Here is an 8,910-nt window from a genome sequence, read left to right as displayed (position 1 = left end):
GTTCCGGGTGGCGGCGGTGGTGGCGGTGCCGCTGGCGCGGCGCGGCGGCCTGGGCGCGGTGCTGGGCTATCTGCTGGCTGGGGCGGCAATCGGGCCGTTTGCGTTGCGCCTGGTGACCAATGTCGAATCGATCCTGCATTTCTCCGAGTTCGGCGTGGTGCTGATGATGTTTGTCATCGGCCTGGAGCTGGAGCCGCGCAAGCTGTGGGCGCTGCGGCGGAGCATCTTTGGCTACGGCGGCGCGCAGCTGGCCGCCTGCGCGCTGGTGATCGGCGCGGTGGCGGCGCTGGCGGGCGCGCCGTGGCAGGTGGCGCTGGTGGCGGGCCTGGGACTGGCGTTGTCGTCCACCGCGATCGCGCTGGCGACGCTGACCGAGCGCAACCTCTTCGGCACGCCGGCGGGGGCGGCGAGCTTCGGCATCCTGCTGTTCCAGGACATCGCCGCGATCCCGATGATCGCGCTGTTGCCGTTGCTGGCCACGCAGGGCGCCGCAGGCGCGGGTCCGGGCGCGGCCGGCTGGCTGGCGGCAGGCAAGGCGGTGGCGGTGATCGGTGCGGTGGTGGTCGGCGGCCGCTACCTGGTGCGCCCGGCGCTGCGCTTTATCGCCCGCACCGACATGCGCGAGATGTTCACCGCGTTTGCGCTGCTGCTGGTGGTGGGCATTGCGTTGATGATGGACGCGGTGGGCTTGTCGATGGCGCTGGGCACCTTCGTGGCCGGCGTGCTGCTGGCTGATTCCGAGTACCGCCACGCGCTCGAGGCCGACCTGGAGCCGTTCAAGGGCCTGCTGCTGGGCCTGTTCTTCATGGCCGTCGGCATGTCGATCGACTTTGCCGTGCTGGCACACTCGCCCTGGCTGGTGCTGGGTCTGGTGGCCGCCTTCGTGGTTGCCAAGACCGCGGTGCTGGCGCTGCTGGCGCGTTATTTCGGCATCGCCCGCGGGCAGCGGCTGCTGTTTGCGCTGCTGATCTCGCAGGGCGGTGAGTTCGCGTTCGTGGTGTTCGGCGTGGCCGGCACCGCCGGCCTGCTGCCGCGCGAGACCGAAGCCCTGCTGGTGCTGGTGGTGGCGCTGTCGATGGTGGCCACGCCCTTGCTGCTGCTGGCCTATGACCGGCTGGTGGCGCCGCGCCTGGGCAGCGGCAAGGCCCGCCCGGACGAGGCCATCACGCCGCAGCACAATCCGGTGCTGATCGCCGGCTTCGGGCGCTTCGGCCAGATCGTCGGCCGCCTGCTGTACACCCAGGGCGTGGGCGTGACAGTGCTGGACCACGACCCCGACCAGATCGAGTTCCTGCGCCAGTACGGCTTCAAGGTCTTCTATGGCGACGCCACCCGGCTGGACCTGCTGGAGGCCGCTGGCATTGCCGACGCGCGCATCCTGGTGGTCGCCATCGACGGCATGGACGAAGGCCTGGAACTGATCGACCGCGTGCGCCAGCGCTTTCCCGAACTGCAGATCTACGCCCGGGCGCGCCATGTGTCGCATGTCTACCAGCTCAAGGACCGCGGCGTGCACCTGTTCGAGCGCGAGATGTTCGAGGGCTCGCTGATGCTGGGCCGCCGCGTGCTGGAGGGGCTGGGCTTCGATCCGGCCGAGGCCCGCAACGTGGCACTGCGTTTCCGGCGCCACAACATCCAGGCGATCGACCGCTTCTATCCGCACTACACCGACCAGAAGAAGCTGGTCTCGCTGGCGCGCCAGGCGCGCGACGAACTGGAAGAGATGTTCCGCCAGGACCGCGAGCAGCGGCGCCAGCGCGAAGAGGCCGAGTGGATGTGAGCGGCGGGCCGGTGCCGCGTCAGCGCGCGGCCGCGGCCGCGGCCCGGCCGGGCAGGCCGCCTTCGAGCAGGTCGACCACCATCTCGGCAAACGCTGCATAGGACAGCCGGCCGCCCGGCTTGAGCCAGGTGAAGGTCCAGTTGATCATGCCGAAGATGGTCATGGTCAGCGCGGTCTGGTTCTCGCGCGTGACGCGCTCCGGGTAGGCCCGGCGCAGCAGGCGCGAGAAGGCCGCGACCACGTCGCGCTCGCGGCCCAGGATCAGGTCGCGCTGGGTCTCGGCCAGGAACTTGACGTCGTTGATCAGCGCGACATGGCGCGTCTGCGAGGTCTCGTACTCGGCCAGGAAGGCACGGATCAGGTTGCCGAAGGCTTCCTTGTCGGTGCGCGCGTGGCGCTCGGCGTCGGCCTCCACTTCAGTGACGAGCAGCATCAGCCGGCGCGTGTAGCGGTCCAGCAGGTCGAACAGGATCGCTTCCTTGCTCTCGTAATAGTGGTACAGCCGCGCCTTGGAGGTGCCGCAGGCGGCGGCCAGGTCGGCCATCGAGGTGCTGGGGTAGCTGCTGTTGGCAAAGGCGGCGGCGGCCAGGTCCAGGATCTGCTCGCGCTGCGCCTCGAAATCGGGTGCCTTGGTACGGGCCATATTCTCGTTTATTCGCCGCCGGTGCCACCGCTGCCGATATGGCGGCGCAGTTCGCAGGTATCGAGCGAGTCAGCATTGCCGCGCAGCACCAGCTGGCCCATGGCGATCAGCTCGCGGCAGCGCCAGAACACGAACCAGTCGCTGGCCAGCAGACCCTCGATCGCGCCCATTACGCTGCCCACCATCTGCGCCGCGGGCGTCCACTCGGACGGGGCGCGTTCCATGATGGTCTCGTCGACGGTGTGGTAAGCCGCCGGCACCAGCGTGTTGCCCTTCCAGAGCCGCACGTCGGCGTTTTCCTTGACGTTCTGCTGCCACTCGTAGCCGAGGCGGCCCAGGCGCAGCACCGAAACCGGGGCGATGGTGGAAAAGCGCCGCGCCAGCCGCGCGGGCGTGTACATGCCGATTGCCGCCAGGTTGCCCTGCGCAGGCATTTCCAGCTCGCGCAGGTCCATGGCGATTTCATTGATCCGCTGCGGCGCCTGGTACAGGTGGAACACCACCCGGCGCAGCATCAGCTGGTCGGCCGCGCTCTGGCCGTGCCAGATGGCCACTTCCATGTCGTCCTGGCGCAGTGCCTGGAGCTGGTCCAGCGCCTGGCGCATCTCGGCGCCGAAATCGATGTCGGTATGGGGGGCGACTCGCTGCCAGAAGCCGGAACGGATCAGGCCGGTGCTGTCGATGTCGGCCAGCGGGCCTACCGCCAGGTCGTCGCGCAGCACCACGACAGGGTCCGGCCGCGCAGCCTGGGCCAGGGCCTGGCGCAGGGTCGTGCCTGCTACATCACCATTGACGACGTGGATATATTGCATGGCCGTGATTGTATATGGGTGGGACGGTTCGCTGGCACCGCCGCGGCGGCGATGCGACAGGCGGGGTCGCCGCCCGCCCGGTCACTGTCCTGCAAGCATCGCGCCAGCAGGCCGCCTGCCGCCATTGTAGTCACGGCCCGTGCTGGCCAATGTCGGCAATTGTCTGAATACGCACGCGCCGGCGTGCCCGGATCAGCGTTCGTCGTAGCTGACCACCACCCGCGGCGTCAGCGCCCGCGCCTGGCAGGTGAGCACGAAGCCCTTTTCCATCTCCCACGGCTCGAGCGTGTAGTTCTTTTCCATCTCCACCTGGCCTTCCAGCACCTTGGCGCGGCAGGTGCAACAGACGCCGCTCTTGCAGGCGAAAGGCAGGTCCAGGCCGGCGGCCAGGGCGGTGTCGAGTACGTTGGCGTCTTCCAGCGGCAGGCGCAGGCTGTGCTGCTTGCCGTCGAGCACCACCACCAGCTCGGCCGTGCCGGCATGGTCGGCGTGGGCGGGGGCAGGCTTTCGCTTTGCCTGCGCGAGCGGTACGCCGAAGCGCTCGGCGTGGATGCGGTGCGGGTCGAGGCCCGCATCGCGCAGCGCCGCCTCCGCTTCGTCGATCATCGAGGCCGGCCCGCAGACAAAGGCCGCGTCGATATCTTCGACGGGGATCAGCGTCTGCAGGAAGGCGCTCACTCGGTCGTGGTCGAGCCGGCCGTGCAGCAGGTCGACTTCCTGCGGCTGGCGCGACAGCACGTGGTAGAGCGTGAAGCGCGCCAGGTACTGGTTCTTCAGGTCTTCCAGCGCCTCGGAGAAGATGATGCTGTCGACGTTGCGGTTGCCATAGACCAGCGTGAACCGGCTGAGCGGCTCGGCCTGCAGCGTGGTGCGGATCAGAGACAGCACCGGCGTGATGCCACTGCCGGCGGCAAAGGCCACGTAGTGGCGCGCGGCGGCGGGATCGAGCGGCACATGGAAGCGCCCGTCGGGCGTCATCACGTCGATCACCTGGCCGGGTGCGATGGAGTCGTGCAGGTGCGAGGAAAAGAGCCCGTCCTCGACCAGCTTGACAGCCACGCGCAGCTCGCCGTGCTCGTCATAGTCCTGCACCGCCGAGCAGATCGAGTACGAGCGGCGCAGGTCCTTGCCATCGACCGGCGCCCTGAGCGTCAGGAACTGGCCCTGGGTGAAGCGGTAGGCATCGCGCAGCGTGTCCGGCACCTCGAAGGCGATCGATATGGTGTCGGCAGTCTCGGGGCGCACCTGCGCCACGCGCAGCGGATGGAACTGTGGAGTCATGGCAGCCTGGCTTCGGCCCGGCAGGGCTCAGTAGGGTTTGAAATAGTCGAACGGCTCGCGGCAGTCCAGGCACCGGTACAGTGCCTTGCAGGCGGTCGAGGCAAAGCGCGAGATTTCCTGCGTATGGACGCTGCCGCAGCGCGGGCAGGCCACGACATCGGGCGCGCCCGCGCGGGCGGCGCGAGGCACAAAGCGCAGCGGCTGCGCCGCGGCCGGCGTGCCGCACTGGCCCGGCGGCGCAATGCCGAAGGCGCGCAGGTACTCGCGCGCGGCCGGGGTGATCCAGTCGGTGGTCCAGGCCGGCGCCAGCACGGTGCGGATGCGCCACGGCGCCAGCCCGGCGCCGTCCAGCGCCCGGCCGATGTCCTCGGCGATCTGCGACATCGCCGGGCAGCCGGAATAGGTGGGCGTGATGACGATCTCAAGCGCGCCGTCGGCGGCGGTCAGGACATCGCGCAGGATGCCCAGGTCGCGGATCGACACCACCGGGATCTCCGGGTCCGGCACCGCCTCCAGCGCCGCCCATGCACGCGCGATGCGGCCATCGGTGGCGCGCTCATTGCGCAGGGGGAGGGTGGCGACGTTCATGTTGGTCAACCCTTTGCCGCGAAGCGGGCGCTTACCATTGCGCGCCCGGATGGGCCCGCGCCAGCCCCTGCATCTCGCCCAGCAGGTAGCTCATGTGTTCGGAGTGCACGCCGTGCTTGCCGGTCGAGACAAAGCTCGTGGCCTGGGGCAAGTCCAGCGTGGCCGCGTGGAGCGTCTCGGCGACGGTGGCGTCCCAGGCCGGGCGCAGCGTGGCCGTGACCACGCCGATGCCCTGCGAGGCGGCCTCGGCTTCCACTGCGTCCTCGGCAAAGCACTCGTTCATATAGGGCAGCAGGTGTTCCAGCGCGTGCTGCATGCGCGCGTGCGATGCCTCGGTGCCGTCGCCCAGGCGCACTACCCAGCCAGCCGCGTGGTGCAGGTGGTAACGCGCTTCCTTGACCGACTTGGCGGCGATCGCGGCCAGCTGGTCATCACGGCTGGCCAGCAATGCTTCCCACAGCTCGACCATCAGCGCGCTGTACAGGAAGTTGCGCATGATGGTGACGGCGTAGTCGCGCTCGGCGGCGGCGTTGCCGGCCAGCGGGCCGCGGTGCGGCAGCTCCAGCAGCGTCCAGTTGCGGAAGTCGCGCTCGGCGCGCCAGTAGGCGTAGTCGTCCTCATGGCGGGGCAGGCCGGTCAGCTCGCCTTCCAGCTCGCCGGCGCGGCCGTACAGCAGCCGCGCCTGACCGATCAGGTCCAGGCTGATGTTGGCCAGCGCGATGTCTTCTTCCAGCACCGGGCCGTGGCCACACCATTCGGCGTTGCGCTGGCCCAGGACCAGGGCGTTGTCGGCCAGGCGCAGCACGTAGCGCAAGCCCGCGGTGCGCGCCGGCGGCAGGTGATCGAGCGAGGCGGGCACAGTCGGCTGTGGGGACGCGGTCATGGTGCGGGCCTTACATGTGGTTGACTTCGTCGGGCAGCTGGTAGAACGTCGGGTGCCGGTAGATCTTGTCGGCCATCGGGTCGAACAGCTCCGGCTTTTCCTCGGGCACGCTCGCGGTGATGGCCGCTGACGGCACCACCCAGATCGACACGCCTTCCTGGCGCCGCGTATAGACGTCGCGCGCCATGTGCAGCGCCTGCTGCGCGTCGGCGGCGTGCAGGCTGCCGCAATGCTTGTGTTCCAGGCCTTGCTTGCTGCGTACGAACACTTCCCACAGCGGCCATTCCTTGCGTTGCATCGTTTGTCTCCGTCCTCGGGCGCGGGGTTCAGGCCGCGGCGCGGCTGGCGCGGGCTTCGCGTTCGGCTACCTTGGCGGCATGCGCCAGCGCGGCCTCGCGCACCCAGGCGCCGTCCTCGTGCGCTTTCACGCGGGTGGCCAGGCGCTCCTTGTTGCAGGGGCCGTCGCCGTTGATCACACGCCAGAACTCATCCCAATCCAGCGGGCTGTAGTCATAGTGGCCGCGCTCTGCATTCCATTGCAGGCCGGGGTCGGGCAGGGTCACGCCCAGCACGCGGGCCTGCTCGACCGTGGCATCGACAAACTTCTGGCGCAGGTCGTCGTTGGAGATGCGCTTGATGCCCCAGGCCATGGTCTGGGCGCTGTTGGTCGAGGCCGCGTCGGGCGGGCCGAACATCATCAGTACCGGGAACCACCAGCGGTCGACCGCGTCCTGCACCATCTCGCGCTGGGCCTCGGTGCCGCGCATCATCGCCAGCAGCGCGTCGAAGCCCTGGCGCTGGTGGAACGACTCTTCCTTGCAGATGCGGATCATGGCGCGCGCATACGGGCCATACGAGCAGCGGCACAGCGGAATCTGGTTCATGATCGCCGCGCCGTCGACCAGCCAGCCGATCACGCCCACGTCGGCCCAGGTCAGCGTCGGGTAGTTGAAGATCGACGAATACTTGGCCTTGCCGCTGTGCAGCGCGTCGACCAGGTCATCGCGCGAGGCGTCCAGCGTCTCGGCGGCGGAATACAGGTAGAGCCCATGGCCGCCTTCATCCTGCACCTTGGCCAGCAGGATGGCCTTGCGCTTGAGCGACGGAGCCCGGCTGATCCAGTTGCCCTCCGGCAGCATGCCGACGATCTCCGAATGCGCGTGCTGCGAGATCTGGCGCACCAGGGTCTTGCGGTAGGCCTGCGGCATCCAGTCCTGCGGCTCGATCTTGCCGTCGGCGGCCATGCAGGCGTCGAAAGCTGCCTGGCGGGCGGCTTCGTCCTGGGGCGCGCTGGCCGGTGCCGTATCGGCGTGCTGGCCGGGCAGGTCAAGACTCTGCGTGTACATATTGTCTCCTCTGGCGGGAATGCCGCTCGGGATCGCGGACAGCGACTGGCCCTATTATATATATGCCGACCGGTCGGTCAATTTAAGGGAAAGCCCGCTACTATGGCCGTGCTTGATCCTGCTCGCCACGTGGCGGCTGCCGCACGGGTACTATCTAAGGCAGGCGGCGTTACCGCCGCGATTCCTATCCCTGTCAACGGAGGCAATACCTATGACTAGCGCGGCATACAGCAAGATCGTGGTGGCGGTGGACGGCAGCAGCACGTCCGACCTGGCGCTGGGCGAAGCCATCCGAGTGGCGGCTCCGGGCGGCGCCACCGTGCTGGCGCTCTATGTCGTGGACACCGGCACGCCCATGTTCGATGCCGGGTACTACGATCCGAGCCAGCTGCAGAAGGCGTTCGAGGAAAGCGGCCAGCGCGCCCTGCAGGCCGCCTCGCAGCGGCTGGCCGCGGCCGGCGTGGCGCATGAAACCCGGCTGGTGACCGAAGCACCAGTGCCCGGCGACATGGGGGCATCGATCAACGAGGCCGCGCGCCAATGGGGCGCCGACCTGCTGGTGATCGGCACGCACGGACGCCGCGGCGTGCGCCGGCTGGTGCTGGGCAGCGTGGCCGAGGCGGTGATACGCCAGTCCACCATGCCGGTGCTGCTGGTGCGCGGCGAGGTGAAGGCCGACTGAACGGCCGAATGAAAGCACGCCCCCGATCGGGGGCGTCAGGACACTGACGGGATTCAGCCGGCGAAGCGGAAATGGCCGCTGCGCAGCACGATCTCGCGCGCCTCGGTGAGCTCGAACAGGCTTTCGGCCAGGCGCTCGATGCGCTGGCGGTTGCTGGTGAAGGCCGCCACCAGGTCTTCCTCGCGCGGGGAACGCGCGCCGAAATGGGCCTCGAGGGCCTCGGCGGTGACGGAATACAAGGTGGGACTGCCGTTGACCGTGGCGGGGCAGGACAGCGTGAGGCTGGCTGCGCAGTAGGTCGGGAGGCTGCGAGGGAACGTGATGTCGGACATGGCGTGCCTCGTGCTGGCGGCGGGCGTATTAGATCAATATAGGCCATCGCCGCGTTCCGTAAAGCCCGGCCGGTCCGCTGGCCTGTCCGGCAGCCTTCTTCCTTAATGCCGATCAGCCGCTGTGCGCCCGGCGGCGCCCCGGCGCCCCGGCGGCTTGCGCGCGGCCGCGCCCAGCGTGCGCAGGTCGGCCACCGCGGCATGGGCGGCTGCGATATGCGCGGCGGCATAGTCGACCTGTTCCGCCAGGAAGGCGTCGAAAGCGGCAGCGGGTGGCGGCGCCGGGCGCTCGGCGTTGCCGGCAGTGTCTGCCAGGCCAGGCCGCATCGCCAGCTCGGCCAGTTGCACTTCCAGTTGCATCAGGAGCGCGCGCACTTCGGCCCCGGCGGGCAGCGTGAAAACCCCCGACTCCACCCCGGCGCGCACCACGCCGGCCAGCGCGGCCATGCGGCGCGCGCTCGCATGCACGCGCTGGTAGGCCCCGGCATAGTCAGGCGCCAGCGCGCCGGCGGCCTGTGCCAGCGTGTGTTCCGCGCGGGTGGAAGCCCGGCCGGCGGCGATGCGCA

10 protein-coding genes and 1 pseudogene are annotated in these 8,910 nt (G+C 69.2%); 2 read left to right on the top strand and 9 right to left on the bottom strand.

Annotated elements, in window-relative coordinates; genetic code table 11:
• Positions 1-1,780: glutathione-regulated potassium-efflux system protein KefC (gene kefC, locus CF68_RS21880; RefSeq protein WP_235205850.1), on the top strand; the 1,780-nt coding region annotated here is incomplete at its 5' end.
• Positions 1,781-1,799: 19 nt separating this feature from the next.
• On the opposite strand, the gene CF68_RS21875 is transcribed toward kefC, so the two are convergent.
• The 7 genes from CF68_RS21875 to paaA all read right to left on the bottom strand — a co-directional run bounded on the left by CF68_RS21875 (position 1,800) and on the right by paaA (position 7,333).
• Complete coding sequence (locus CF68_RS21875; RefSeq protein ID WP_035822853.1) at positions 1,800-2,423, bottom strand: TetR/AcrR family transcriptional regulator; 624 nt, start codon at positions 2,421-2,423, stop codon at positions 1,800-1,802.
• A gap of 8 nt (positions 2,424-2,431) precedes the next feature.
• Positions 2,432-3,235, bottom strand: coding sequence for a DUF1835 domain-containing protein (locus CF68_RS21870; RefSeq protein WP_035822851.1), 804 nt, complete (start codon positions 3,233-3,235; stop codon positions 2,432-2,434).
• A 192-nt stretch (positions 3,236-3,427) separates the two neighbouring features.
• Positions 3,428-4,516, bottom strand: a complete 1,089-nt coding sequence (gene paaE, locus CF68_RS21865; protein WP_035822849.1) for a 1,2-phenylacetyl-CoA epoxidase subunit PaaE — start codon at positions 4,514-4,516, stop codon at positions 3,428-3,430.
• A gap of 27 nt (positions 4,517-4,543) precedes the next feature.
• On the bottom strand, positions 4,544-5,104 hold the full coding sequence (paaD, locus tag CF68_RS21860; protein ID WP_035822856.1) for a 1,2-phenylacetyl-CoA epoxidase subunit PaaD: 561 nt from the start codon (positions 5,102-5,104) through the stop codon (positions 4,544-4,546).
• A 31-nt stretch (positions 5,105-5,135) separates the two neighbouring features.
• The gene (gene paaC, locus CF68_RS21855; protein ID WP_035822847.1) at positions 5,136-5,987 is read right to left on the bottom strand and encodes a 1,2-phenylacetyl-CoA epoxidase subunit PaaC; all 852 of its coding nucleotides are present in this window, start codon (positions 5,985-5,987) and stop codon (positions 5,136-5,138) included.
• A 10-nt stretch (positions 5,988-5,997) separates the two neighbouring features.
• Positions 5,998-6,285 (bottom strand): 1,2-phenylacetyl-CoA epoxidase subunit PaaB, encoded by a 288-nt coding sequence (gene paaB, locus CF68_RS21850; protein ID WP_012354162.1) that lies wholly within the window; start codon positions 6,283-6,285, stop codon positions 5,998-6,000.
• A 28-nt stretch (positions 6,286-6,313) separates the two neighbouring features.
• A complete protein-coding gene (gene paaA, locus CF68_RS21845; RefSeq protein ID WP_035822845.1) occupies positions 6,314-7,333 on the bottom strand; it encodes a 1,2-phenylacetyl-CoA epoxidase subunit PaaA in 1,020 nt (339 codons plus the stop codon).
• 211 nt (positions 7,334-7,544) lie between these two features.
• On the opposite strand from paaA, the gene CF68_RS21840 reads away from it, so the two are divergent.
• Complete coding sequence (locus CF68_RS21840) at positions 7,545-8,015, top strand: universal stress protein (RefSeq protein ID WP_035822843.1); 471 nt, start codon at positions 7,545-7,547, stop codon at positions 8,013-8,015.
• A gap of 53 nt (positions 8,016-8,068) precedes the next feature.
• Here CF68_RS21840 and CF68_RS21835 read toward each other — a convergent pair whose 3' ends face one another.
• Together CF68_RS21835 and CF68_RS38570 are read right to left on the bottom strand one after the other, a co-directional pair.
• Positions 8,069-8,347, bottom strand: a complete 279-nt coding sequence (locus CF68_RS21835) for a DUF1488 domain-containing protein (protein WP_013958269.1) — start codon at positions 8,345-8,347, stop codon at positions 8,069-8,071.
• 102 nt (positions 8,348-8,449) lie between these two features.
• Positions 8,450-8,910: pseudogene (locus CF68_RS38570) on the bottom strand (FUSC family protein); the annotation flags it as partial.

Origin of the sequence: Cupriavidus sp. SK-4 (assembly GCF_000611125.1) — a bacterium.
In the GTDB taxonomy this organism is placed as follows: domain Bacteria; phylum Pseudomonadota; class Gammaproteobacteria; order Burkholderiales; family Burkholderiaceae; genus Cupriavidus; species Cupriavidus necator.
This window is presented reverse-complemented; position numbering and strand designations above follow the sequence as displayed.

Coding starts and splice junctions, on each gene's coding strand:
- CF68_RS21875 (WP_035822853.1), bottom strand. CDS start 2,423: ATGGCCCGTACCAAGGCACCCGATTTCGAGGCGCAGCGCGAGCAGATC.
- CF68_RS21870 (WP_035822851.1), bottom strand. CDS start 3,235: ATGCAATATATCCACGTCGTCAATGGTGATGTAGCAGGCACGACCCTG.
- paaE (WP_035822849.1), bottom strand. CDS start 4,516: ATGACTCCACAGTTCCATCCGCTGCGCGTGGCGCAGGTGCGCCCCGAG.
- paaD (WP_035822856.1), bottom strand. CDS start 5,104: ATGAACGTCGCCACCCTCCCCCTGCGCAATGAGCGCGCCACCGATGGC.
- paaC (WP_035822847.1), bottom strand. CDS start 5,987: ATGACCGCGTCCCCACAGCCGACTGTGCCCGCCTCGCTCGATCACCTG.
- paaB (WP_012354162.1), bottom strand. CDS start 6,285: ATGCAACGCAAGGAATGGCCGCTGTGGGAAGTGTTCGTACGCAGCAAG.
- paaA (WP_035822845.1), bottom strand. CDS start 7,333: ATGTACACGCAGAGTCTTGACCTGCCCGGCCAGCACGCCGATACGGCA.
- CF68_RS21840 (WP_035822843.1), top strand. CDS start 7,545: ATGACTAGCGCGGCATACAGCAAGATCGTGGTGGCGGTGGACGGCAGC.
- CF68_RS21835 (WP_013958269.1), bottom strand. CDS start 8,347: ATGTCCGACATCACGTTCCCTCGCAGCCTCCCGACCTACTGCGCAGCC.